The sequence below is a fragment of the Streptomyces sp. NPDC025806 genome (genome assembly GCF_055558275.1).
Window position 1 is genome coordinate 57,943 of sequence record NZ_JBVHMU010000002.1, and the last position, 22,418, is coordinate 80,360.

Below are 22,418 nucleotides of genomic sequence, written 5' to 3' on the forward strand. Positions count from 1 at the left end.
TGCTTCTGTCGTCGGTCGTGCTTCCTGCGTCCCGTGGAGCGGACCCGCGAGGGGGTCGCAATACGGACATATGAGCCTATCCTGGAAGTGCGGCTCGTGTACGACGGCGTAGTTCCGATCATGGATTTCCAGATCGCGGACCATGCCCTCCTCGGGGACCTGGAGACCGCCGCACTGGTCGGCGCCGACGGGTCCGTCGACTGGCTCTGCCTGCCCCGCTTCGACTCGCCCGCCGCCTGCGCCGCGCTCCTCGGCACCCCGGACCACGGCGTCTGGCGGCTGGCTCCCCGTGACCCGCGCGCCCGCGCGGAGCGCGGCTACCGGCCCGAGAGCCTCGTCCTCGACACGGTCTGGCGGACCCCCGGCGGCGCCGTCAGGATCACCGACTTCATGCCCCCGCGCGCCACCCGCCCCTGCCTCGTCCGCTGCGTCGAAGGACTCACCGGCACCGTGCCCGTCCACGGCCTGCTGCGGCTCCGCTTCCACCAAGGACGCGTCGTCCCCTGGATGCTGCGCCATGACCCCTGCACCGTCGCGCTCGCCGGGCCCGACGCCGTCTGGGTCCGCGCCGACGGCCCGGTCCGCGAGACCCCCGACCCGGACGGCGCCACCCTCGACTTCGACGCCGCCCTCACCCCCGGTCAGCGCTGCGCCGTCACCCTCGTCTGGGCCCCCTCGCACCTGACCGAACCCCCGCCGGAACTGGCCGTGCCCGCCCGCACCCAGCTCAAGGAGACCCTCGCCTTCTGGCGCCGCTGGGCCGCCCACTGCGCCTACGAAGGCCCCTGGCGCCCCGCCGTCCTGCGCTCCCTGATCACCTGGAAGGCGCTCACCCACGCCCCCACCGGCGCCGTCCTCGCCGCCCCCACCACCTCTCTCCCGCACAGCCCTGACGGCGCCCACGACGGCGACGGCCGTGTCTGCCGCCTCGACGGCCTGCGCCCCGCCCTCGCCACCCTGATCCGCTGCGGCCTGCGCGCCGAGGCCGCCCACCGCGTCGACTGGCTCCTGCGCACCACCGCCGGCGACCCCGCCGCGCTCCAGGACGTCTACGGCCCCGCCGGAGAGCGCCGGCTGCGCAGCGTCGCCGCGCCCTGGTTCCCCGGACGCCCGCCGGACCGACCCGTGTGCTTCGGTACCAGCCCGGCCGGAGCGCTCCGCGCCGCCGCGCACGGCGAGGTCCTCGACGCCCTGCACCTCGCCCTGTGCGCGGGCCTGACCGGCGGCCTCGACTCCGGGCGGCTCGCCGCCGAACTGACCCGGCACGCCGGCCTCCTGTGGACCGCCGCGCCCCCGCCGGGCCCCGCCGACCTCATGACGTGGGTGGCCCTCGACCGGGGCCTGCGCATCGCCGGCCGGCTCGGCCGCGACACCGACGCGGGCAGCGCGATCCTGCGCGACACGATCCGGCGCCGCCTGGTCGACGCACCCCGGCTGCCGCCCCGAACCGCCCTGTCGATGCCGGAGGCCGGGCTGCTGCCCGCCGCCGACCCCCGGGTGCGCCGCGCCCTCGCCGCGCACGAGGACCCCGCGCCCACCGTGACCGACGCGCTGCTGCGGGTCCGCGTCCTCGCCGGGGCCGGACAGCGGGCCGCCGCGCTGGCCGCGTTCGAGCGGATCCTCGCCGCCCGCAACGATGTGGGCCTGCTCGCCGAACGCTGGGACCCCGGCACCGGCAGCCCGCTCGGCAACGGCCCGAGCGCGGACGCCCATCTCGCGCTCGTCGACACCGCCCTGACGCTCTGCGCCCCCGCCCCGGCGGCTCAGAACCGGCGCCCCGGCGAGGGACCGTCGAGCAGCGCGACGGCCTGGTCGGGCACCAGCGGCCGCGCGAAGAGGAACCCCTGACCGAACCGGCAGTCCATGGAGGTCAGCAGCGCCCACTGCTCCGGCGTCTCGATGCCCTCCGCGATGACGTCGAGCCCCAGGGTGCGCGCGATCCGCACGATGCCCTCCACCAGGGCGAACTGCCGCGCGTCCACGGTGATGTCGTCGATGTACGACTTGTCGATCTTCAGGACGTCGACCGGGAACTCCCGCAGATAGCGCAGCCCCGAGAAGCCCGTGCCGAAGTCGTCCACGGCGATCCGCACGCCGAGGTCCTTCACCCGCTGAACCACCGAGTCGATCTGCTTGTCCCGCCGCATCAACACCGTTTCCGTCAGCTCCAGTTGGACCGAACCCGGCCGCAGTCCGGGCGTGGCGAGCGCCGCCCGCACCTGGTCCACGAAGTCCGCCTCGCGGAACTGCCGCGCCGACACGTTCACACTGATGTACGGGGCCGGACCCGAAGCCGAGGCCTGCAGCCGGGCTCCGCCCGCCGCCGCGTTGCGCAGCACCCACGCACCCAGCGAAGCGATCTGCCCCGTCTCCTCGGCCAGGGCGACGAACTGATCCGTGGGCACCGTGCCGCGCGGATCGTCCGGCCAGCGCAACAGCGCCTCGAACCCGACCACCTCCTCCGTCGCCAGGTCCACCACCGGCTGGTAGCGCAGCGCGAACCCGCCGTCGGCGACGATCGCGTCCATCCGCTCCTGCAGCTCGTGCCGGCGCACCATCCGTTCGTGCAGCGGCGGCCGGAAGCGGCGCCACTGCCGCTTGCCCGCCGCCTTCGCCGCGTACAGCGCGAGGTCGGCGTGCTGCAGCAACTCGTCCGCGTTCGCACTGTCCAGGGCCGTCGCCACACCGACGCTCGCCGACACACTCACCGAGTCCTCCAGGAGCCGCACCGGACGGCTGAGCGTCTGAAGGATCTGCGCCGCCAGCAGCTCCGCGTCCACCGGCTCACGGGCGTCCTCCATCAGCACCGCGAACTCGTCGCCGCCCAGCCGGGCCGCCGTGTCCGTGCGCCGCAGCGTCGCCGACAGCCGCTCGCCGACCGCCATCAGGAGCAGATCGCCCGCGGGATGCCCGAGCGTGTCGTTGACCAGCTTGAAGTCGTCGAGGTCGATGAAGAGCAGACAGGTCAGCGCGGGTTCGCGCCGGCCACGCAGCAGTGCGCGCTCCACCCGCTCCAGCAGCAGGGTGCGGTTCGGCAGACCCGTCAGCGCGTCGTGGAAGGCGCGCTGCGTCAGCTCCTGCTCCAGCTGGCGCTGCTCCGTCACGTCGCGCAGCGTCACCACGATGCCCGCCACCGTCGGATCACCGCGCAGGTCGCTGCACCGCACCTCGACCTCGGTGCGCCCGCTGTCCCGGGTCACCCACCAGTGGTCGTGCGTCTCCGGCGCCCCCTCGGCGCGCACCGCGTCCAGCGCCTGCCGCGCCCGCTCCCGGTCGCGCGGTCCCACCAGCTCGGGCAGCACGGAGCCGGTCGGCTCCACCCCGCCGAACACGGCCCGCGCCGACGGGCTCGCGTACCGCACCGTGTTGTCGTCGTCGACGATGAGGATCACGTCCGACGCGTTGCTCACCAGCGTCCGGAAGTACGCCTCGCTCTCCCGGCGGCTGATCTCCTCACGCAGCCCGATCCGCTCCATCGCGAGCCCCGCGTGCGCGGCGAGACTCTCCAGCGGCCCCCGGATCTCGGTGAGCCGCTTCATCGGCCCCGCCGCGACCAGCAGGCCCGGCAGATCACCGCCGGGCGGCCGGTCCGGCGGCACCATCGGGCAGGCCAGCGCGGTGTCCAGGCCCCGCAGCCGGGCGGCGGCAGCGGGCCCCAGCTCCGCCACGGACACGATCCGGGTCGCCGTCGGCTGCCGGCCGCGCGCCGCGTCGGGCGCCGTCGGCACGAGCGCCGAGGCGTGCGCGGCGTCCGGCCCGAACAGCGTGCTCACCGCGCGGTCGCAGGCCGCCTCGATGTCCCGCGGACGCTGCGCCGCCACCAGCGCCGCCGTCGCCGTCCGCAGCGTCTGCTCGCGCGCCACCGCCGTCCGGTGCGCCACGACCATGCCCCCGAGCCGCAGCAGCACCAGCAGGAACATCAGGGCGCTGAACGCCGCGATCGCCGCGCCGTCCCGCGTCCCTCCGGACAGCGCCTCGTGCAGCAGGACCACGGGAGCGCTGAGCGTCGCGAGCCCCAGCATCACCAGGCGCGGCCGGGCCGGCAGCAGCGACGGCTCGCGCGGGCGCAGCGCCGTCAGTTCGGCCATCGACGGGTGCAGCGCGGCGAGCGCCCACGCGGCGTGGAACACGATCCATCCCACGTCGAGCGCCGTGCCGGCCTCCCAGGTGCCGTTCAGCCGCAGGATGCCGTACGTGATGTCGACGCCGAGCAGCGCCACGGTCCCGACCAGGAGCAGCTGGAGCGAGCGGTTGCCCCGTGCCCCCGGCCCCGCCGCGATCAGGCGCGCGAGCAGCATGAGCACGAGCACGTCGCCGAGCGGGTAGGCGATGCTCACCGCCCGCTGCTCCCAGGTCATGTCCGCGGCCCGCGTCAGCGGCTGGACGAGGAACACCCACACGGGCAGCGCGAGCCCCGCCGTGAACAACAACGCGTCGAGCAGCGCGGGCAGATCGTGCCCCGCCCACCGGTACCGCGCCAGCCCGTAGAGGCCGAGCGCGAGCAGCGGATACGTCAGCAGGTAGAAGGCGTCCGAAGGGGACGGGAAGGGCACGGTCGCGTCGAGATACTGGACGAGGACGCTGTAGTACGTGTCACCGGCGGTGAACGTGAGGAGCGCCCCCGCGAGCACGTACCAGGGCCAGCGGTGCGCGGGAGCGTTCAGTCGGACCCCGAGGAGGAGCGCGCCCGCCGAGGAGAGGCCGATCGCCGCCCACACGGGCGCGTACGCGGCCGGAACGGTCAGGTACACGACGGCGACGGCCACCGCGAAGGCGGTGTAGAAGACCATCAGCCGATGAGCTCGCAGCACTGGACACACGCCTCCCCGCGTCGGGGACACAGGGTTGCGTTCACGCAGTCGATCCTGGGCCTCGCTCCGATTCGATCGTAGGCACGGGCCCGCGCGGCCTGCATCTCAACGCGGTACGACCGCTCCGACCTGCGGTCCTCCGCTCGGCGTGCGCCCGAAGTAGTCGGCGTCGCCGGGTTGCGGGGCGCCCTCGGGCAGCGGCAGCGCGAGGCCTTCTCCGGCGAGCGACGTGCAGGTCGGAGTCGCCAGGTCGGCGTCCGCGACGGACCGGAGGCGGGGGAGGGGCCCGCCCTTCAGACACGGATCGACAGTGAGTCCGGTGGGGTGCCCGTCGACGCTCTCCTGGCCGTCGGCGGCGCGCCAGGAGGCCAGGGAGTCGTACGTGTGCTCGCCCCAGCGCACCTGCCATGTGCCGTGCGCCGCGCGGTAGGCGTTGCCCTGCATGACGACGTTCGCGGGCTTCAGACCGGCGTCGGCGAGCACGAGCGACACGTCCCCGGTGACGAACAGGTTGTCGCGGACCACGACGTCATGCTCGCCCGCCTGCAGTCGCAGCGCGGCGCCCCGCCCCTCGGGGGACCGCGACACGATCACGGTGTTGCGGACGATCGCCAGGTCCCGGACGTCCTTGCCGTACACAGCGATCGACCCGTGGCGCGGCAGACCGCGTCCGTCGTCGGCGCTGATGTTGTCGCTGATCGTGTTGCGGGCCGAACCGCCGTTCTGCCAGCGCTGGTACGCGTAGAAGCCGGGGCCGTCGTTTCCGAAGGACAGATTGCGGCGCAGCGCCGACTCCGTCACGTTCGAGTCGAGGCCGAAGCCGGCGCCGTCGACGGTCGAACCGGTGTGGTTGCGGTAGGCGGCGCTGTGTTCGACGACCACCCGCGTCGAGTCGTAGGCCCACACGCCGACCGGGCCCTCGGGCGCGTCGCTCGCCGCCTCGGTGCCGTTGTCGTGGGCCTCGACATGGCGCAGCGTCGCGCCGCGCACCGCGCCGACGACGATGCCGTCGCCGGTGTGCCGGTCGTGGGCCCGCGGGTCGCCCGCGTTGTCGTAGGCGGCCACGTCGGTGAGCGTCAGGTCCTCGTGCGCGTACGCCCCGATCTCCGGCTTGAAGTCCGGCCCGTACGACAGGAATCCGGTGTCCTTGTTGCCGTGCAGCCGGGTCCGGTCGATCGTCACGTCGCGGAACCCCACCCCGTGCGGCGAGGCGCCGACCGCGAGTCCGATGCGGAAGCCGGACACGTCCACGCCGGAGACGTCGATGCCCGAGGGGCGGCCGCCGATCCCGCGATCGCTGTAGAGCTGCAGCCCGGGGTCGTGCCCGCGGGCCGAGCCCGATCCGCGCAGCACCAGGTCCCGGATCTCCACCCCGCCTGTGTTGTGCACGGTCACCGCAGGATCGGCGGTGGAGGAGAGCGTGGCCCGGCCCGTCCCGTACGAGCCGATGACCGCCGGGCGGCGCGGGTCCCCGGCCTCGTCCGGGCTCACCGTGAGCGTGCCCCTAAAGTGCGCGCCGCCCTTCAGGAGAAGGCGGTCGCCGGGGGCGAGGCCCGTACGGTCGGCGCGGGCCGGCGTGCGCCACGCCGTCTCCGGCGACGTGCCCGCCGCGCTGTCGTCGCCGTCCGGGGACAGGTAGTACGTGTGCGTGGGCGGCACGTAGTGCGGCGTGGCGGCGCAGCCGGACGCCAGGACGGCCAGTCCCAGCGTCAGTGTCACGCAGACGCCACGCATCGCGCTCACACCTGCACAGGCTTGCGGTCCGGGTCGGCGGGCGCCGCCCGGTCCGCCGCACGGGACCTGAACCACGCCACGGTGCGGCGCAGCCCTTCCTCCAGCGGGACCGTCGGGCTCCAGCCGAGCTCCGCGCGCGCCCGGTCGATGACGGGGCGGCGCCTGCACGGATCGTCCACGGGAAGCGGCCGGTACTCGACCGGCGACGGCGAACCCGTCACCTTCAGCACCAGATCGGCCAGTTCCCGCACCGTGAACTCGCCCGGGTTGCCCAGGTTCACCGGGCCCTCGGAACAGCTGTCGAGCATCGCGGTCAGACCGCGCACGAGATCGTCCACGTAACAGAAGCTACGGGTCTGGGAGCCGTCCCCGAAAACGGTGAGGGGCCGTTCGGCGAGGGCCTGGCGCAGGAACGTGGAGACGACGCGGCCGTCGTGCGGGCGCATCCGCGGACCGTACGTGTTGAAGATCCGCACGATGCCCGTGTCGGCACCGAGCGAGCGGCGGTAGGCCGTCGTCAGCGCCTCCGCGTACCGCTTCGCCTCGTCGTACACGCTGCGCGGGCCCACCGGGTTCACATGGCCCCAGTAGTCCTCCGGCTGCGGGTGCACCTCCGGGTCGCCGTACGCCTCGCTCGTCGACGCCAGCAGGAACCGGGCGCCGCGGCGCAGCGCGAACCGCAGCGCGTTCTCCGTGCCCCGGCTGCCCACCGACAGTGTCTCGAGCGGCAGCCGGTGATAGTCGGGCGGCGAGGCGGGGCTCGCCAGGTGGGCCACCGCGTGCACGGGCCCCGGCACGTCGAACGGCTCGGTCACGTCGCAGGACACGAGCCGGAAGCGCGGCTCGGGCAGCAGGTGCGTGACGTTCTTCGGGGCGCCCGTGCAGAAGTTGTCCAGGCACCACACGGTGTCGCCCCGGTACAGCAGGGCCTCGCACAGATGGGAGCCGAGGAAACCGCCGCCTCCCGTGACCACCACTCTCATGACACACCTCCGGTGGCCGGTGCCGGACGGCCGAGTGCGTGGTACGTCCAGCCGCCCGCACCCCACGCCCGCCCGTCCAGGCAGTTGCGGGCGTCGAGGATCAGCGGGGTGCGGACGACCGCGGCCAGAGCCGCGGGGGACAGGGCGCGGTACTCCGGCCACTGCGTCAGATGCAGTACCAGGTCCGCCCCCTCGCAGGCCTTCGGCACGTCCAGCGCGTACGTCAGCTCGGGGCGCACGGTACGGGCGTTGTCGAGAGCCTGCGGGTCGTGGACGCGCACCGTCGCGCCCTCGGCCGCGGCGGCCGCCGCGACGGTGAGGGCCGGCGAGTCGCGTACGTCGTCGCTGCCGGGTTTGAACGCGGCACCGAGGACGCCGATCCGGCGGCCGGTGAAGTCGCCGCCCAGCAGCGCGCGGGCCCGGTCCACGGTGCGGGTGCGCTGCCGGGTGTTGATCCGGTCGACCTCGTGCAGGAACGCGACGGCGGGACCGGCACCGATCTCCTCGGCGCGGGTCGCGAACGCGCGGATGTCCTTGGGGAAGCAGCTGCCGCCGAAGCCGAGGCCCGGCTCCAGGAAGCGCGGCCCGATCCGGGTGTCCGCGCCCATCGCGCGAGCCAGTACGGTCACATCGGCGCCGGCCGCGTCGCACACCTCGGCCATCGCGTTGACGAAGGAGATCTTTGTGGCGAGGAAGGCGTTCGAGGCGACCTTGACCAGCTCGGCCGTGGCCGTGTCCGCGGAGAACACCGGCACCCCGGCCCGCACCATCGGCGCGTACACGTCGCGCAGCAGCTCGTCCGCCCATGCCGAGGACGTGCCGAGCACCAGCCGCTCGGGACGCATCGTGTCGGCCACCGCGGCGCCCTCCCGGAGGAACTCCGGGTTCCAGGCCACCTCCGTGCCCGGCGCGAGCTCGGTGAGTCGGCGCTGCAGCCGGGCGGCCGTGCCGACCGGCACCGTCGACTTGCCGACGACCAGGGCCCCCTGCCGCAGCGGCGGCCCGAGCTCCTCGATCACGGCGTCGACGAAGCGCAGGTCGCAGCCCTCGCCGTCGCGGCGCTGCGGAGTGCCCACGCACACGAAGTGCAGGTCGGCGAAGCGTGCCGCCTCGGTGAGCGAGGTGGAGAATCGCAGCCGCCCGGAGGCGACGCCGCGCGCGAGCAGCGGGTCGAGGCCTTCTTCGTGCAGCGGGGCACGGCCCGCCGCCAGGGACGCGACCCGCTCGGCGTCGATGTCGATGCCGAGCACTTCGTGCCCGATGTTCGCCATGCACGCCGCGTGCACCGTGCCGACGTATCCCGTGCCGATGACCGTCATCCGCATGGTCCCGCTCCTTCGTACTGCTTGGTGGTGCCCGGCCGCCGGGGCTCGCCCTGGAGGCCGTCGGGATTGAGCTGCTGGAAACGCCAGGCGTCCCGGCACATGTCGGCCAGGTCCCGGGTGGGACGCCAGCCCCAGGCGCGCGCCACCGCGCCCGCGTCCGCCACGAGCGTGGCCACGTCGCCCGCGCGGCGCTCCGTGATCTCGTGAGGGATCGTGCGTCCGCTCGCCCGCTCGAAGGCGGCGAGCACGTCGAGGACCGAACTTCCGTGTCCCCGGCCGAGGTTGAACACCGTCATGCCGGAGCTGGCGGCCAGCTGGTCGAGGGCGACCCGATGGGCCTCCACGGTGTCCATCACATGCAGGTAGTCGCGGATCGCGGTGCCGTCCGGGGTCGGCCAGTCGGCGCCGAACACCCGCAGCCGGGGCCGTCTGCCGACGCCGACCTGGGCGAGATAGGGGAAGAGGTTGTCGGGGGTGCCGTGCGGGTCCTCGCCGAGCAGGCCGCTGGGGTGCGCGCCCGCCGGGTTGAAGTAGCGCAGGCAGAGCACCGTCCAGCGTGGGTCGGTGCGGCAGACGTCGGCGAGGACCGCCTCGCACAGCGCCTTCGACGACGCGTACGGATTGGTCGGCCGGTGCGGCGTGTCCTCGTCCAGGGGGCCTTCGCCCGCCTCTCCGTACACGGAGCAGGAGGAGGAGAACACCAGGCTGCGCACGCCGTGTTCGGCCATGACGTGCAGCAGCGCCGTCGTTCCGCCGACGTTGACGTCGTAGTAGGTGACGGGCATCCGTGTCGACTCGCCCACGGCCTTGTGCGCGGCGAAGTGCACGACGGCGTCCACTGGGTGACGGTCGAATACGGCCGAGAGGGCGCGCCGATCACGGATGTCCAGTTCATAGACGGCGCCGACAAAGCGGCCGGCGATCCGTTCGACCCGTGCGAACACGCGCGGGCTGCTGTTGGAGTAGTCGTCGACGACGATCACCTCGTAGCCGTGGTCGAGGAGTTCGACACAGGAGTGGCTGCCGATGAAGCCGGCGCCGCCTGTGACGAGGACGGTGGAGGGGGCGCTGGGGCGTTCGGACACGGAGCTCACCAGCCGAGGACGGCGGCCACGTAGGCCGGGTAGAGGACGACGCCGGTCGCGACGGTCAGCACCGCCGGGATCGCCGTCAGAAGGGGGACGCGTGCGGTGGCGAGCACGGTGCGCAGCGGCGCGTCGGCCGTGCGGGCGGTCTCGCGCACGTGCAGCAGCGGTACGGCGATCGTGACCAGCGCGTACGTCGTGCCCGCGAGCAGGCACAGGAAGACGTAGCCGACGGCGGGGCTCGCCAGCTCGCCGTACACGGCGACCGCGGCGAGTGCGGTGCCGAGAAGGGCGAACGGCACGGTCAGCCGGGCGGGCAGCGGGCGCGGCCCGGTCACGTGCTTGGGTGTGACTTTGAAGGTCACCTGCCGGGGGTGCAGCTTCTGGCGCACGGCGCCGACCAGACCCGCGATGACGAACGGCCAGCGTGCCAGCGCGAACAGCCAGACCTCCCAGCTCAGCAGCGGGGCCCCGCGCGGCCTCAGCAGGAGGCGCCGGCGCAGCAGCCACAGGGTGAGCATCAGCCACAGGGGCATCAGCCAGAAGTGCAGCAGGAACTGGAAGTAGTCGACGTTCATCCACGCGATACCGGTGATCACGGCGATGGGGGGCAGGACGAGTCCGGCCACGATCATCAGCCCGAGGAGCGGGTAGTAGGCGAGCGCGTACGCGAAGCGCAGCCGCAGGGCGGTGGGCAGCCGGAGCAGATGCCGGGGCAGGAGGCCGAGCAGCATCGTGGTCAGGCTGCGCGACCACTGGTACTCCTGCGTCACCATGTCGGAGAAGGTCAGGGGCCCGTCCCCGTGCGCCTCGGCGTCGATGGCGAACGCCCCTTGCCAGCCCGCCGAGTTGAGCAGATACGTGGTCGAGAAGTCCTCCGCCAGCTCGGGTCCCAGGCCGCCGATGTCGCGCAGGGCGCGGGTGCGCACGGCGTAGTGCGAGCCGATGCACATCGGGGCGAGTCCGTCGCTGTGCCCGAGCTGCACCGCGCCGTGCCACACGGCCTCCCGGTGCAGCCGGCCGCGCGCGGACCAGGACGCGGCGCCGTTCGCGTCGCAGACGCTGGGCGCCGCCACGTAGCCGATGGCCGGGTCCGCGAAGGGCCGCACCATCTCGGCGAGATAGCCGGGCTCCGGGACGTGGTCGCAGTCGAGCTGGGAGACGACCGCGTAGTCGGCGTAGCCCCAGTGGTCGTAGAAGTAGGCGAGGTTGCCTTCCTTGCAGCGGGTACGGCGCGGCCACGTCCTGCGGTGGTACGAGCCGAGGCCCTGGCGCGAGGAAAGCCGCACGCCCTGGCGGTGGCACCAGCCGACGATCTCGCGGCTCGGTGCCTCGTCGCACAGCCACACGTCGTAGGGGTGGGGGAAGACCTGGGTGAGCATCGCCTCGAGGGTGACGCGTGCGGAAGGCCACGGCTCCGAGGGGGCCCGTGTGACGACGAACGCGACCGGCAGCGAGGGAATCGCGAGCGCCGGGTTCACGCGGCGCAGCCGCAGAGCCGTGGCGAAGAAGTAGGCCGGCAGGCCGGTCAGGTACAGCAGCAGCATGCTGTTCACGATCAGGCCCGCCCAGCTCGCCCGGTGCTCGGGCTGCAGCCACCAGGTCCAGAACCAGACCAGGCTCACGGCCCAGCCGACCGCGATGGTGAACAGGGCGGCCCGGTCACGGCGGGGGAGGGCGGGCACGAACGTGGTCGGAAGGACCTCGCGCACCCGGCACGGCCGGCCGAAGAACGGGCCGTCGGGGGCCACCGCCACCACGTTCCCGTCCGAGATGCGCGACAGATGGGCCGCGACCTCGCGCAGGTCCCCGGTGGGGACGATCGCCGGAACCGGCTCGTGGTGCGTCATGGCCGCACCTTCCTGCGCTGTACACGAACGCCGTATGTTTACGACGTATATGTACGACTTTGCGCCTATGGTGGAGCTGGGTCAAGTGGGGCCCGGGAGGAAATCGGGACCGGGGTGACACGAGGCCCGGGCGAAAGGAGCGCGTCATGCCGAAGAGCTCCGCACGATCCTCGGCCGACCGGGGAGATCCCCCCGCCCGCCGCGCCTCCGACCGAGGCAAATACGGCCGCCTGAATCGCGAACGGGTGCTCGCCGCCGCCCTGGAGGTCGTCGACCGGGACGGGCTGGAGGGGCTGAGCATGCGCGGCCTCGGTGCCGAACTGGGTGTCGAGGCCATGGCCCTGTACCGCTACGCCGACGGCAAGGGCGCCCTCCTCGACGGACTCGTCGAGGCCTTCTTCGGTGAACTGGAGGCGGCGCTCGACGCCGAGCCCGCCCGGCGCGGCTGGCGCGCCGAGCTGGACCGGATCGCCCGCGCCGCCCACGCCGTCGCCCTGCGCCACCCGAACGTCGTACCGTTGCTCGCCACCCGCCTGCTCTCCACCCCGCTGGCCCGCCGCCCGCTCGCCGTCCTGCGCGCCGACGAGCGCATCCTCGCCCTGCTCGTCGACGCGGGCCTGGACGGCGCGAAGGCGGTCCGGCTGCACCGCGCCTTCACCGCCTGGTTGCTCGGCTGGCTCATCGTGGAACTGCGCGCCATGGACGAGGACCCCGACGAACCGGACCCCGCGTTCCGCCTCGGGCTCCACCGGCTCCCGGCCCGCGAACTGCCCCGGTTGCGCGAGCTCGCCCCGCTCATGGCCGAGCGGGAGGGCGAGGACCAGCTGGGTACCGGGCTCGACGCGCTGCTGCGCCGGGTGGCGAGGGAGGAGCCGGAGGGGTCGCAGGGCCCGGCGGGGGACCCGGGGGTGCAGTGACCGCAAGTTTGCACGGTGTGCAAGAATCTCGGCCGTGACCACGACCGACCACCGACCCGGCGCCCCGGCCGAGGGGCTGCGCGCACGCCGGCGCCGCAAGACGAGTGCCGACCTGCACGCCGCGACCCTGCGCCTGGTGCGCGAACTGGGGTTCGCGAAGGTCACGGTCGAGATGATCAGCACCGAGGTCGGGGTCTCGCCCCGCACCTTCTTCAACTACTTCCCCAGCAAGGAAGCCGCGCTCTTCGCCCTGCCCGGCGCCCTGCCCGCCCCCCTCGCCGACCGCTTCGCCGAGGGCCTGGGCCAGGACACCGACGCCGTGCTGCGCGACCTCGGCGACGTGCTCGCGGACCATCTCCAGGAGGCGGCCCCCAGCCCCCGGGAGCTGGAGGACATCCTGCGGATCGCCGAGGGCGTGCCCTCGGTGCTCGCCACGTTCCTCGCCCAGTGCGAGGCCGTCGAGCGTGATCTCGCCGGCGTCATCGCCCTGCGCACCGGCACCCCGGCCGACGGCGCGGACGCGGAACTGCTCGCGGGCCTCGCCATGGCGACCGTCCGCAGCGGGCTCAAACGGTGGTCGCAGCAGAGCGACCACAGCGCGGGCCCGGCCGCCTCCGTACGCGAGGCGTTCACGGCGCTGCGCGCTCTGTTCGGGCGGGCCGCCGTGCAGTGACGGCCCCGCCCGCGTGACCGGTTCCCCCCGTGCGGTCACCCACGAACCCCCTCCCCGAACACCAGTACCCGTGGCCGGCGACCGCTCTCACCACGCCACACACGGTCCTTCGCACGTCGAACTTCGAACCTCGACCTTCGAACGGGCCGTCCGCACGACCTCATCCATCGGAGAACCCCGTAATGACGCACGCCCCCGCACCCGAGGGCATCGACGAGGCAGCCGCCGCGGCGGCCGACGAGAGCATCGCCAAGCCGGCCAACTTCGGCCTCATCTTCGCCGCGCTGATGCTCACGATGCTGCTCGGCGCCCTCGACCAGACCATCGTCTCGACCGCCCTGCCGACCATCGTCGGTGAACTCAACGGCATCGAGCACATGGCGTGGATCACCACCGCGTACATCCTCGCGGCCACCGTCGGCATGCCCGTCTACGGCAAGCTCGGCGACCTCATGGGCCGCAAGAACATCTTCCTCACCGGCATAGCCCTGTTCCTGGTCGGCTCCGTGGTCTGCGGACTCGCCGAGAACATGGGCACGCTCATCGCCGGCCGCGCCCTCCAGGGTCTCGGCGGCGGTGGCCTCATGATCACCTCGCAGGCGATCATCGCCGACCTGGTGCCGCCGCGCGAGCGCGCCAAGTACATGGCCCCGATGGGCGCCGTGTTCGGCCTGTCCTCCGTCGTCGGGCCGCTGCTCGGCGGCTGGTTCACCGACGAGCACTCCTGGCGCTGGGCCTTCTGGGTCAACCTGCCCCTCGGTGTCCTCGCCTTCTTCGTCGCCGCCGTCGCCATCAAGCTGCCGCGCAAGGCGGTCCAGGTCACGCTCGACTACCTCGGCACCGTGCTGATGGCCGCCGCCGTCACCTGCACCGTCCTGTTCGCCAGCTGGGGCGGCACCCAGTACGAGTGGTCCGACCCGCTGGTCATCGGGCTCGGCGTCGGCGCGGTCGTCGCCTGGGTGCTCTTCTTCGTCGCCGAGAAGCGCGCGAAGGAGCCGGTCATCCCGCTCCACCTCTTCCGCAGCCCGATCTTCAACGTGGCGACCCTGCTCGGCATGATCGTGATCGGCCTCGGCATGTTCGCGATCGTCGGTTACATGCCCACGTACCTGCAGATGGTCTACGGGAAGTCCGCCACGGAGTCCGGACTGCTGCTGATCCCCATGGTCGTCGGCATCATGGCCACGGCGCTGCCGTCCGGCGCCATCATGTCCAAGACCGGCAAGTACAAGATCTACCCGATCGCCGGCACGGTCATCATCATGCTCGTCGCCTACCTGATGTCGACCCTCGACGTCTCCGACCCGGTCTGGCTGGTCTGCGTCTACGTCGGCCTCGCGGGCGCCGGCGTCGGTCTGATGATGCAGACGCTCGTGCTCGCCGTGCAGAACGACTTCCCGGCCAGCGAGGTCGGCACCGCCACCTCCGCGAACAACTTCTTCCGGGAGATCGGCGCGACGCTCGGCACGGCCGTCGTCGGCGCGGTGTTCGCGAGCCGGTTGACCGATCAGCTCGCCGCGAGCATTCCCGCGGAGGCCGCGGCCAAGGTGGGGGACAGCGACTCGCTGACGCCCGCGCTGGTGCGGGCGCTGCCGACGGACCTGCGGGAGACGGTCGTCAACTCCTACCAGGAGGCGCTGGTCCCGATCTTCCTGTACCTGCTGCCCGTCTTCGCCGTCGGTCTCGTCCTCGCCTTCGTCCTGAAGGAGAAGCCGCTGGCCGACACGGCGGACTGGCACGCGGAGAACGCCCCCGCGGACGACTCCGCCCCGGCCCCGTCGCCGGTCGCCTGACCCTCCCTGTCGTGCCTGCGGCCCCCGGTGCTCCTGGAGCGCCGGGGGCCGCAGCCGGTCAGCCGGTCAGCCGGTCAGTCGGTCAGTCGGTCAGTCGGTCAGTCGGCGACGAGCCAGGCGCCGTCGCGCATCAGCTCGCGTTCCGCCAGCTCGTTGACCTCCCGCCACGCGAGAATCCGTACCGGCCGGATCCGGAAATAGAGATACCGCTGACCCTGGATCCCCGCCGGGTCGAACCCGGTCTTCGCCGCGAACTCCCGCCGCAGCCCCTCATCGGCCTCGCCGTCACCCAGAGCCTCTGCGACGCCCTCCACATGTACGACGTCCCGCGTCTGCCCGATCCCCAGATGGACCTGACCCCCGGCGACGAGATTGCGGGCCACGGGATTGGACGCCCGGGTCGACACGTACAACAGCCCGTCCCGCCACAGGAACGACAGCGGCATCATGTGGGGCGCCCCGCCCTCCGGCGCCGCCGTCGCCACCCACGCGTCGACGTCCTCCTCGAAGCGCCGGATCGTGTCCTGCTTGCGCTGCTTCGCCGATCGGGCCGGCGCGGTCTCGGTCATGGGGTTTCCTCGCTCGTCGGGGATGCCGCGTAACACCGTACGTCGACCAACTCGCCGGGCCCCCACTCCTGTTGCCCCGCGCCGAGAAACGTCCAGCCCGCCCGTTCGTACAGCGCGACGGCGGCGACATCCCGCGTCACCACGTCCAGCACGGCCCGCGCCCCGTCCCGCCGCGCCTCGCGCGCAGCCCGCTCCAGCAACCGCGCCCCGATCCGCCTGCCGCGCGCGGCCGGTGCGACGAACAGCCGTCCCACGACAGCCGTCGGCCGGTCCGGCGGGGCGAGCCGGGGCGCCACGTCACCGGGGGCGGGCCTGGCCAGCAGGACATGTCCGGCCACCCGCCCGTCGAGCCGCGCCACCCACGCTCCGATCGCCCCGTCCACCCGCAGCCAACCGCCCGGATCGGCGGGCCAGTTCACCGGATAGCCGTCCGCCCGGTGCACGGCGCCGAGCACCTCGACACACTCCGCGAGATCCGCGTCCCCTCGCGCGTCCACCACTGCCTGATCGCTCACCTGACCACTCCACTCCATCGGGGCATCGAACCACGCGGCCCGCACCCCCGGCGCCGGGTACCGTGCCCGCGTGGAACTCTTCGCGCGCTCCTGGTCCGACCTGCGCTCCGCCGTCGCGGGGCTCGCCCCCGAGGACTACGCCCAGCCGTCGGGCTGCGCCGGATGGCTGGTCCGCGACCTCGTCTGCCATCTCGTCATCGACGCGCAGGACGTCCTGATCACCCTCGTCACCCCCTCGGACGCGGAACCGACAGCCGACGCGGCGTCCTACTGGCACGTGGGGGAGGAGCCGCCGACCGGCGAGGACCCGCTGGACGCCCTGACCGTCCGGCTCGCCGCGGCGTACGAGGACCCGGCCCTGCTCGCCTTCCACCTGGACGACGTCGGCTCGGCAGCCGGCCGGGCGGCCGAACTCGCCGACCCCGACGCCCGCGTGAGCACCCAGGACATGGTCCTCACGGCCCGCGACTACCTTGACGCGTACGTCCTGGAATGGACCCTGCACCACCTCGACCTGACAGCCCACCTCCCCCACGCCCCCGGCCCCGCCCCCGAGTCCCTGACGGCGACCCGCACCCTCCTGGAGCGCATCGTGGGGGCCCCGTTCCCTCCCGCCCTCGACGACCGCGCCACGCTCCAACTGGCCACAGGCCGTCGCCCCCCGACCCCCTCGGAAGCCACCACCCTGGGCCCTCTCGCCTCCCACCTCCCCCTCACCCTGGGCTGAGCTTCGCCAACTCGGCGGTGATCCGGGCGCGCAACGGTTCATGGCGCGACCCGAGCGCATATCGCGCATCGGCCCAGCGCTCCCGCGGATACAGCCACACCGGCCGCCGCACCGACTCGGCCGGCTCCCAGTCGTACCGCGGCCACACGTGTGCGTGGAGAAAGGCGTCGGTGTTGCCGAGGACCTCCAGATTGACCCGCCGGAACGCGGGGTCCAGCCGCCGACAGGCACGCTCGACCGCCTCCCCGAGCCGGTCCATGTCGTCGAGGAAGGCCGAACGCCGCGCCCGAGGCAGCTCCGACAGCCGTTCCACCGCCGGATCGTCGATGAGCAGCACCGAGTACCCCGGCAGGAACTGCACATCCCCGATCACCGCGAAGCCGGCGCTCAATCGCCGCAGCACCGTGGGGTTCTCACCCCGCAGCGCGCTCCCGATCCGGTCCGTCCGCCATCCGTCGGGCAGGGGCCAGGTGCTCGCGTCGCCGGTCATGCGAGTGGCTTGCGGTAGCGGGCGTATTCGCCGCGGCGTCGGAATCCCACACTTTCGTACAGGTCGTAGGAACGGTGCGGGTTCGCCGTGCCCGTGTACAGCCTGGCGGTCGTCGCCCCGTGTCCGCGCAGGCTGTGCAGGCCGTCCAGTAGCAGGGCGCGGCCGATTCCCAGGCGGCGCCGGTCCGTTCGGACACTCAGCTCTTCGACCTCGCCCAGGGTGTGGTCGTGCCGGCGGATGGAGCACAGGGCCACGCCCAGCATGTCCTGCCCGTTCCAGGCGGCCCGCCAGCACGCCGGTTCGGCGGTGGCGGCAAAGTCCTGGAAGGACCACTTCGGGGTGTGTTCCGCGCCCGCGTACGAGTCGACGACCGTTCGCCAGGCCGCGCGGTAGTGGGCGGGGGCGATCGGGCCCAGCCGGATACCCGCCGACAGTCCGTCCGTCGGCTCGGGCAGCCGGCGGAGGTCGCTCAGCTCCAGCTCCACCAGGCTGAACACCCGCTGGTAGCCGGCCGCGAGGAGAAGCGCTGTCGAGTCCTGCTCGGATGCCGTGGCGTTCGCGCCGATCACCGCGGTCCGCGCCGTCCCATGGTCTTCGACGAGTCGGCGGATGCGGTCTTCGGCCCAGCCGAGCATGGCGGAGCCGATGCCCCGGCGGCGGTGCTCGGGCAGCAGGTGGCCGCGGTGCAGGTAGAGCCAGGTGTCGTCCCGCTCCTGCCACCAGCGGATCGTCACGTAGCCGATGACGCTCCCGTCGTGCACGACCAGGATCTGGTTCCGGTCCGGATCCTCCAGTGCGGCCGAGGCCTCGGCGATCTCGGCCGCCGTCGGGAGCCCCTCCACCACGGACCGGGAGTCGATCCCGTCCCGTGCGGCGCAGCCCAGCCGGACCGCGGCCATGGGCCCGTGGTCCGCGGCGCCGCGATACGGCCGGAACTCGAAGCCGGCCGGAAGGTCCTGTCCTCGCGTCTCGTTCGGCATGACCGGATGATCCCGGACGGCGAGAGCGGGCCGCCACCCTGTTGGTGAGCGAAGGGGCCCGCACGGCGGCGTGCGGGCCCCTTCGCGCGGTGCGCGATTCCGGGTCAGGCCAGGGAGAGGAAGAGCTTCTCCAGTTCTTCCTCGGTGAGCGGGGGCTGTTCGCCGTCCGTTGCGTTCATGCAGTCCCGCATGCCGGAGGCGATGATCTTGAAGCCGGCGCGGTCCAGGGCGCGGGACACGGCGGCCAGTTGGGTCACCACGTCCTTGCAGTCCCGGCCCGCCTCGATCATCGCGATGACCCCGGCCAGCTGGCCCTGGGCGCGGCGCAGTCGCTTGAGGACCGCGTCCATCGCCTCGGGGTTGTCGGTGCCCTTCATGCGCGCAGGGCCGCGCGGGCCGAGTCGAGAGCGCCGGGCTCGGGGCGGTTGAAGGGGAGCTTGCCGAGCATCACGGCCATCCCGCACGTGTTGCTCACGCCCGAGTAGACGAGGCCCGACGCGACACCGGCGGCGAGCAGCCGGCCCTTGGGGGCGCGGCGGCCGAGCGCGAGGCCCAGCAGCACGAGCGAACCCGCGGCGAAGCGGACCTGGCGGTCCATGGCCCACACGGAGCGGCCCGGCCGGTCCACCGTGTGCACAGGCAGTCCGTCGGCGGTCCACGCCTGCGTGCCACCCGCGAGGCCCACGGCGTCGACCCCGGCGTCCGCGAGCTTCGCGCAGGCCGCGGCCGAGCGCTGGCCGGCGGCGCAGACGACGACGATGTGGCGGCGCTCGGCGGCCGCGCGCAGGTCGGGGAGGAGGTCGTCGAGGTGCTCGGCCGGCACGTTGATCGCGCCGGGCACATGGCCCGCGGCGAACTCGCCGGGGGCGCGGACGTCGACGACCAGCGTGCTGTCGGCGGACCGGGCGTGCAGCTCGGCGGGGGCCAGGGTGGTGCTCATGCTTCTCCCAGGTGAGACGGCGCGGCGATCTTATACCCCTGAGGGTATCAGATATACCCCAAGGGGTATCGAGAAGGTGCCGTTCGTATCAACACCGATCAACACCGACAGAGGATGTCCGGATTCCCGGGGAAGCTCGACACCGTACGAAGCGCGCGCACGCGGCACGCGTACGGACACAGGGAACAGGAGTCGATGTGAGCATGAGCCGTCCCCAGGGGCTGCACGGCAAGGTCTGTCTCGTCGCGGGCGCCACGCGAGGCGCGGGCCGAGGCATCGCCGTGGAGCTGGGCGCGGCGGGCGCCACCGTCTACGTCACCGGTCGCACCACCCGCACCCACCGCTCCGAGTACGACCGCCCCGAGACCATCGAGGACACCGCGGACCTGGTCACCGCGGCGGGCGGCCGGGGCATCGCCGTCCCCACCGACCATCTGGAGCAGGACCAGGTCCGCGCCCTCGTCGACCGGATCGCCGACGAACAGGGCAGGCTCGACGTCCTCGTCAACGACATCTGGGGCGGCGAACACCTCTTCGGCTGGGAGGTCCCCGTCTGGGAGCACGACCTCGACAAGGGGCTGCGCCTGCTCCGGCTCGCCGTGGACACCCACGCGATCACCAGCCACTACGCGCTGCCGCTGCTGCTGCGCCACCCCGGCGGCCTCGTCGTCGAGGTCACCGACGGCACGGCCGAGTACAACAGCGCCCGCTACCGCAACTCCTTCTTCTACGACCTCGCCAAGACCTCCGTGCTGCGCATGGCCTTCGCGCTCGGCCACGAACTCGGCCCGCGCGGCGGCACCGCCCTGGCCCTCACCCCGGGCTGGATGCGCTCGGAGATCATGCTCGACGCGTTCGGCGTCACCGAGGACACCTGGCGCGAGGCGCTGACCGCCCAGCCGCACTTCGCGATCTCGGAGACCCCGCGCTACGTCGGCCGGGCCGTCGCGGCGCTGGCCGCGGACCCCGACGTCGCCCGGTTCAACGGCACCTCGCAGTCCAGCGGCGGCCTCGCCGCCGTCTACGGGCACACGGACCTCGACGGCAGCCGGCCGGACGCCTGGCGCTATCTCGTGGAGGTCCAGGACACCGGCAAGCCCGCCGACGTCACCGGATACCGGTAGAGGCGGTGGCGGCCCCGGTCAGATCCCGCCGTCGGGGTCGTCGAGGTGAGCGGGCCAGATCGCCGAACCGCCGCCGCGCCACTCGATGAAGTCGGGGTCGTGCAGCGGCGCGTCCTCCAGACCGGCGCGGCGCAGGAACTCCACCACGTCGGCGAGCGAGTGCGCGAGCCCCGCGTCCTCGCCGCGGATGGTGACCCGCCGCCCGCCGGGCTGAGCGGCGTGCACGACAACTGAGGGGTATCCGTCGAGTCCGTCCATGCCCCCCAGCTTGGTCGTCCGGCGGGCGCCGCGCACCCGGTACGGCGGGACCGGTGCCCGCCGGTCGACGACCGGGCCCGATCAACAGGTGCGGCGCACATACCCCTTCGCCCCGGCCGGCCGCACGTCACGGTCGCGCAGCACGACCGAGAGCCGGTCGCCCCAGCGCGCGCAGGCCCGCGCGAGGTCCCGGGCCCGGTACTCGATCACGTAGACCCGGTCGTCGTAGGCCTCGGCGTACGCGCCGCACTCGTCGTAGCGCGCGCACTCCTCGGCCACCGCGAAGTCGAATCCGGTGCTCGCCCGCTCGGGCAGCAGCTCGGCGGTGTTCTTCTGGCCGACGGCGAGCCCGGCCGTGTGGGCGCGGGAGGTGAGCAGCCGCGCGAAGGCGAGCGCGTCGGACTTCTTCAGGAGTCCCTTCGAGCGGGTGTAGGAGTCGAGGTTGTCGGGCTCGACGGCCTGGTAGCCGGAGTCGGCGCAGCCGTCGATCCACCGGCCGACGAGGTGGGCGAGGGAGGAGCGCTTGCCGGCCGTCGAGATGTCGAGCAGCGGTTCGCCCCAGTCCTCGTCGACGACGAGCCGTCCGTCCGCGTCCCGCAGCAGCAGGTCCGGACGCTCGCGGCGCCACCACCGCGCCGCGTCGGGCTGGGCCTGGAAGGCGTTGACGTAGCAGATGTTGTACAGCCCGCGCGCCGGCCGCTCGGTGCGGTCGCGGGCCACGACCCGGACCTCGTCCCGCGGCGGGTACGGGCCGCCGAGCTGGTAGTCGAAGGCGGCGCCGGCCGGAGGCCGCGTGACCCGGTCGGCGGGGGAGCCGGGGGCGTCCGGCGTCGCGGAGCACCCGGTCAGCACGGCGGCGGCCAGGGCGAGAACGAGGGCCCGGCGCAGGCGGGCGGCGACCGCATCGAAGATCACCCGGAAACCCTAAGGCGTCGCGCGTCACCGGCGGGAACAAGGGTGGGCCCGCACACGTTGAACCCATCGTGGACGCGGATGGAACTGTGTCCCCGGGCCTCATCTCCTTCGCCCGCAGGGAAGATCGTTCGGCTGAAGCCCTGCGGAGCCCCCGCCAGGAGGCGACCGCCATCCGCGCCCACTCCAGAGCCGCCCCGGCCGTGGTCCCCCGTCACGGCCGGGGCTTTCCCTTCTTCCGGGCCGGACCACCCCTCCACCTGTGCGGCGCCCCGCATTAGAGTCGACGCCATGGGACTGGACCGCGACACCAAGCACCGGCTCGTCACGACCTTCCAGCGGCGGGTCGCCAATCCGCTCTCCCTCAAGCTGCCCGGCCAGGTCCTCGTGGAGACGACCGGCCGCACCTCGGGACTGCCCCGGCGCACCCCCGTCGGCGGGCGGCGCATCGGGGACAGCTTCTGGTTCGTCTCGGAGTTCGGCCTGAAGTCCCAGTACGTGCGCAACATCCAGGCGGACCCGAAGGTCCGCGTCCGGATCCGCGGCCGCTGGTACGAGGGCACGGCCCATCTGCTCCCGGACGACGACACGCGCGCCCGGCTGCGCGCCCTGCCCCGGATGAACAGCTCGGCGGTGCGGGCCTTCGGCATCGACCTCCTCACCATCCGGGTCGACCTCGACTGACCGGCTCCGTGCCCCGTGATCGTCTTCCCGCCGAGTGATCGGTTCTCC

21 protein-coding genes are annotated in these 22,418 nt (G+C 73.1%); 7 read left to right on the forward strand and 14 right to left on the reverse strand.

From position 1 onward, the window contains the following. Nucleotides 1–120: 120 nt before the first annotated feature. Complete coding sequence (locus ACZ4E1_RS03840) at nucleotides 121–1,848, forward strand: glycoside hydrolase family 15 protein (protein ID WP_467535516.1); 1,728 nt, start codon at nucleotides 121–123, stop codon at nucleotides 1,846–1,848. Here ACZ4E1_RS03840 and ACZ4E1_RS03845 read toward each other — a convergent pair. The 6 genes from ACZ4E1_RS03845 to ACZ4E1_RS03870 all read right to left on the reverse strand — a co-directional run bounded on the left by ACZ4E1_RS03845 (nucleotide 1,764) and on the right by ACZ4E1_RS03870 (nucleotide 11,788). Further along, entirely contained in the window at nucleotides 1,764–4,811 is a 3,048-nt protein-coding gene (locus tag ACZ4E1_RS03845) for a putative bifunctional diguanylate cyclase/phosphodiesterase (RefSeq protein ID WP_467535518.1), read from the reverse strand. The genes ACZ4E1_RS03840 and ACZ4E1_RS03845 overlap by 85 nt on opposite strands. Before the next feature lie 105 nt (nucleotides 4,812–4,916). Next, the gene (locus ACZ4E1_RS03850; RefSeq protein ID WP_467536639.1) at nucleotides 4,917–6,545 is read right to left on the reverse strand and encodes a right-handed parallel beta-helix repeat-containing protein; all 1,629 of its coding nucleotides are present in this window, start codon (nucleotides 6,543–6,545) and stop codon (nucleotides 4,917–4,919) included. Nucleotides 6,546–6,550: 5 nt separating this feature from the next. Next, nucleotides 6,551–7,528 (reverse strand): UDP-glucuronic acid decarboxylase family protein, encoded by a 978-nt coding sequence (locus ACZ4E1_RS03855; protein WP_467535520.1) that lies wholly within the window; start codon nucleotides 7,526–7,528, stop codon nucleotides 6,551–6,553. Further along, nucleotides 7,525–8,853 carry a UDP-glucose dehydrogenase family protein gene (locus tag ACZ4E1_RS03860; RefSeq protein WP_467535521.1) on the reverse strand — a complete coding sequence of 443 codons (1,329 nt, stop codon included), beginning with the start codon at nucleotides 8,851–8,853 and terminating at the stop codon, nucleotides 7,525–7,527. Before ACZ4E1_RS03860 ends, ACZ4E1_RS03855 begins: the two co-directional genes overlap by 4 nt. Then, the gene (galE, locus tag ACZ4E1_RS03865) at nucleotides 8,844–9,938 is read right to left on the reverse strand and encodes a UDP-glucose 4-epimerase GalE (RefSeq protein ID WP_467535523.1); all 1,095 of its coding nucleotides are present in this window, start codon (nucleotides 9,936–9,938) and stop codon (nucleotides 8,844–8,846) included. Before galE ends, ACZ4E1_RS03860 begins: the two co-directional genes overlap by 10 nt. Nucleotides 9,939–9,943: 5 nt before the next feature. Continuing rightward, nucleotides 9,944–11,788 (reverse strand): glycosyltransferase family 2 protein, encoded by a 1,845-nt coding sequence (locus ACZ4E1_RS03870; RefSeq protein WP_467535524.1) that lies wholly within the window; start codon nucleotides 11,786–11,788, stop codon nucleotides 9,944–9,946. Between the two features lie 146 nt (nucleotides 11,789–11,934). On the opposite strand from ACZ4E1_RS03870, the gene ACZ4E1_RS03875 reads away from it, so the two are divergent. The 3 genes from ACZ4E1_RS03875 to ACZ4E1_RS03885 all read left to right on the forward strand — a co-directional run bounded on the left by ACZ4E1_RS03875 (nucleotide 11,935) and on the right by ACZ4E1_RS03885 (nucleotide 15,171). After that, nucleotides 11,935–12,705 carry a TetR/AcrR family transcriptional regulator gene (locus ACZ4E1_RS03875; protein ID WP_467535526.1) on the forward strand — a complete coding sequence of 257 codons (771 nt, stop codon included), beginning with the start codon at nucleotides 11,935–11,937 and terminating at the stop codon, nucleotides 12,703–12,705. A gap of 34 nt (nucleotides 12,706–12,739) precedes the next feature. Beyond that, entirely contained in the window at nucleotides 12,740–13,378 is a 639-nt protein-coding gene (locus ACZ4E1_RS03880; RefSeq protein ID WP_467535529.1) for a TetR/AcrR family transcriptional regulator, read from the forward strand. Between the two features lie 182 nt (nucleotides 13,379–13,560). Then, complete coding sequence (locus ACZ4E1_RS03885) at nucleotides 13,561–15,171, forward strand: MDR family MFS transporter (protein WP_467535531.1); 1,611 nt, start codon at nucleotides 13,561–13,563, stop codon at nucleotides 15,169–15,171. Between the two features lie 98 nt (nucleotides 15,172–15,269). Here the strand turns inward: ACZ4E1_RS03885 and ACZ4E1_RS03890 are convergent, their stop codons facing one another. Together ACZ4E1_RS03890 and ACZ4E1_RS03895 are read right to left on the reverse strand one after the other, a co-directional pair. Beyond that, nucleotides 15,270–15,740, reverse strand: a complete 471-nt coding sequence (locus ACZ4E1_RS03890; protein WP_467535533.1) for a pyridoxamine 5'-phosphate oxidase family protein — start codon at nucleotides 15,738–15,740, stop codon at nucleotides 15,270–15,272. Further along, nucleotides 15,737–16,255 carry a GNAT family N-acetyltransferase gene (locus ACZ4E1_RS03895; protein ID WP_467535534.1) on the reverse strand — a complete coding sequence of 173 codons (519 nt, stop codon included), beginning with the start codon at nucleotides 16,253–16,255 and terminating at the stop codon, nucleotides 15,737–15,739. The genes ACZ4E1_RS03890 and ACZ4E1_RS03895 overlap by 4 nt, the downstream gene beginning before the upstream one ends. A 70-nt stretch (nucleotides 16,256–16,325) precedes the next feature. Here ACZ4E1_RS03895 and ACZ4E1_RS03900 point away from each other — a divergent pair, with 70 nt between their 5' ends. Beyond that, nucleotides 16,326–16,982: a maleylpyruvate isomerase N-terminal domain-containing protein gene (locus tag ACZ4E1_RS03900; RefSeq protein ID WP_467535536.1), complete on the forward strand. Its 657-nt coding sequence runs from the start codon at nucleotides 16,326–16,328 to the stop codon at nucleotides 16,980–16,982. On the opposite strand, the gene ACZ4E1_RS03905 is transcribed toward ACZ4E1_RS03900, so the two are convergent. The 4 genes from ACZ4E1_RS03905 to ACZ4E1_RS03920 form a co-directional block, all read right to left on the reverse strand. Continuing rightward, a complete protein-coding gene (locus ACZ4E1_RS03905; protein WP_467536640.1) occupies nucleotides 16,969–17,445 on the reverse strand; it encodes an HIT family protein in 477 nt (158 codons plus the stop codon). The two genes, ACZ4E1_RS03900 and ACZ4E1_RS03905, sit on opposite strands and share 14 nt — an antisense overlap. Before the next feature lie 23 nt (nucleotides 17,446–17,468). Next, nucleotides 17,469–18,452, reverse strand: a complete 984-nt coding sequence (locus ACZ4E1_RS03910) for a GNAT family N-acetyltransferase (protein ID WP_467535538.1) — start codon at nucleotides 18,450–18,452, stop codon at nucleotides 17,469–17,471. 104 nt (nucleotides 18,453–18,556) lie between these two features. Then, nucleotides 18,557–18,829 carry a metal-sensitive transcriptional regulator gene (locus ACZ4E1_RS03915; protein WP_467535540.1) on the reverse strand — a complete coding sequence of 91 codons (273 nt, stop codon included), beginning with the start codon at nucleotides 18,827–18,829 and terminating at the stop codon, nucleotides 18,557–18,559. Further along, a complete protein-coding gene (locus ACZ4E1_RS03920) occupies nucleotides 18,826–19,392 on the reverse strand; it encodes a rhodanese-like domain-containing protein (RefSeq protein WP_467535542.1) in 567 nt (188 codons plus the stop codon). Before ACZ4E1_RS03920 ends, ACZ4E1_RS03915 begins: the two co-directional genes overlap by 4 nt. Nucleotides 19,393–19,595: 203 nt before the next feature. On the opposite strand from ACZ4E1_RS03920, the gene ACZ4E1_RS03925 reads away from it, so the two are divergent. Continuing rightward, a complete protein-coding gene (locus tag ACZ4E1_RS03925) occupies nucleotides 19,596–20,516 on the forward strand; it encodes an SDR family oxidoreductase (protein WP_467535544.1) in 921 nt (306 codons plus the stop codon). An 18-nt stretch (nucleotides 20,517–20,534) separates the two neighbouring features. Here ACZ4E1_RS03925 and ACZ4E1_RS03930 read toward each other — a convergent pair whose 3' ends face one another. Together ACZ4E1_RS03930 and ACZ4E1_RS03935 are read right to left on the reverse strand one after the other, a co-directional pair. Continuing rightward, a complete protein-coding gene (locus ACZ4E1_RS03930; RefSeq protein WP_188340566.1) occupies nucleotides 20,535–20,774 on the reverse strand; it encodes a hypothetical protein in 240 nt (79 codons plus the stop codon). A gap of 81 nt (nucleotides 20,775–20,855) precedes the next feature. Then, the gene (locus ACZ4E1_RS03935; RefSeq protein ID WP_467535546.1) at nucleotides 20,856–21,689 is read right to left on the reverse strand and encodes an endo alpha-1,4 polygalactosaminidase; all 834 of its coding nucleotides are present in this window, start codon (nucleotides 21,687–21,689) and stop codon (nucleotides 20,856–20,858) included. 288 nt (nucleotides 21,690–21,977) lie between these two features. On the opposite strand from ACZ4E1_RS03935, the gene ACZ4E1_RS03940 reads away from it, so the two are divergent. Next, nucleotides 21,978–22,370 carry a nitroreductase/quinone reductase family protein gene (locus tag ACZ4E1_RS03940; RefSeq protein WP_467535548.1) on the forward strand — a complete coding sequence of 131 codons (393 nt, stop codon included), beginning with the start codon at nucleotides 21,978–21,980 and terminating at the stop codon, nucleotides 22,368–22,370. The last annotated feature ends 48 nt before the right edge of the window (nucleotides 22,371–22,418 follow it).

Bases quoted from the DNA above. Each gene is read 5' to 3' on its own strand.
- ACZ4E1_RS03870 (WP_467535524.1), bottom strand. From the start codon at position 11,788: ATGACGCACCACGAGCCGGTTCCGGCGATCGTCCCCACCGGGGACCTG.
- ACZ4E1_RS03920 (WP_467535542.1), bottom strand. From the start codon at position 19,392: ATGAGCACCACCCTGGCCCCCGCCGAGCTGCACGCCCGGTCCGCCGAC.
- ACZ4E1_RS03930 (WP_188340566.1), bottom strand. From the start codon at position 20,774: ATGGACGGACTCGACGGATACCCCTCAGTTGTCGTGCACGCCGCTCAG.
- ACZ4E1_RS03875 (WP_467535526.1), top strand. From the start codon at position 11,935: ATGCCGAAGAGCTCCGCACGATCCTCGGCCGACCGGGGAGATCCCCCC.
- ACZ4E1_RS03915 (WP_467535540.1), bottom strand. From the start codon at position 18,829: ATGAAGGGCACCGACAACCCCGAGGCGATGGACGCGGTCCTCAAGCGA.
- ACZ4E1_RS03860 (WP_467535521.1), bottom strand. From the start codon at position 8,853: ATGCGGATGACGGTCATCGGCACGGGATACGTCGGCACGGTGCACGCG.
- ACZ4E1_RS03940 (WP_467535548.1), top strand. From the start codon at position 21,978: ATGGGACTGGACCGCGACACCAAGCACCGGCTCGTCACGACCTTCCAG.
- ACZ4E1_RS03925 (WP_467535544.1), top strand. From the start codon at position 19,596: ATGAGCCGTCCCCAGGGGCTGCACGGCAAGGTCTGTCTCGTCGCGGGC.
- ACZ4E1_RS03885 (WP_467535531.1), top strand. From the start codon at position 13,561: ATGACGCACGCCCCCGCACCCGAGGGCATCGACGAGGCAGCCGCCGCG.
- ACZ4E1_RS03910 (WP_467535538.1), bottom strand. From the start codon at position 18,452: ATGCCGAACGAGACGCGAGGACAGGACCTTCCGGCCGGCTTCGAGTTC.
- ACZ4E1_RS03850 (WP_467536639.1), bottom strand. From the start codon at position 6,545: ATGCGTGGCGTCTGCGTGACACTGACGCTGGGACTGGCCGTCCTGGCG.
- ACZ4E1_RS03840 (WP_467535516.1), top strand. From the start codon at position 121: ATGGATTTCCAGATCGCGGACCATGCCCTCCTCGGGGACCTGGAGACC.
- ACZ4E1_RS03855 (WP_467535520.1), bottom strand. From the start codon at position 7,528: ATGAGAGTGGTGGTCACGGGAGGCGGCGGTTTCCTCGGCTCCCATCTG.
- ACZ4E1_RS03890 (WP_467535533.1), bottom strand. From the start codon at position 15,740: ATGACCGAGACCGCGCCGGCCCGATCGGCGAAGCAGCGCAAGCAGGAC.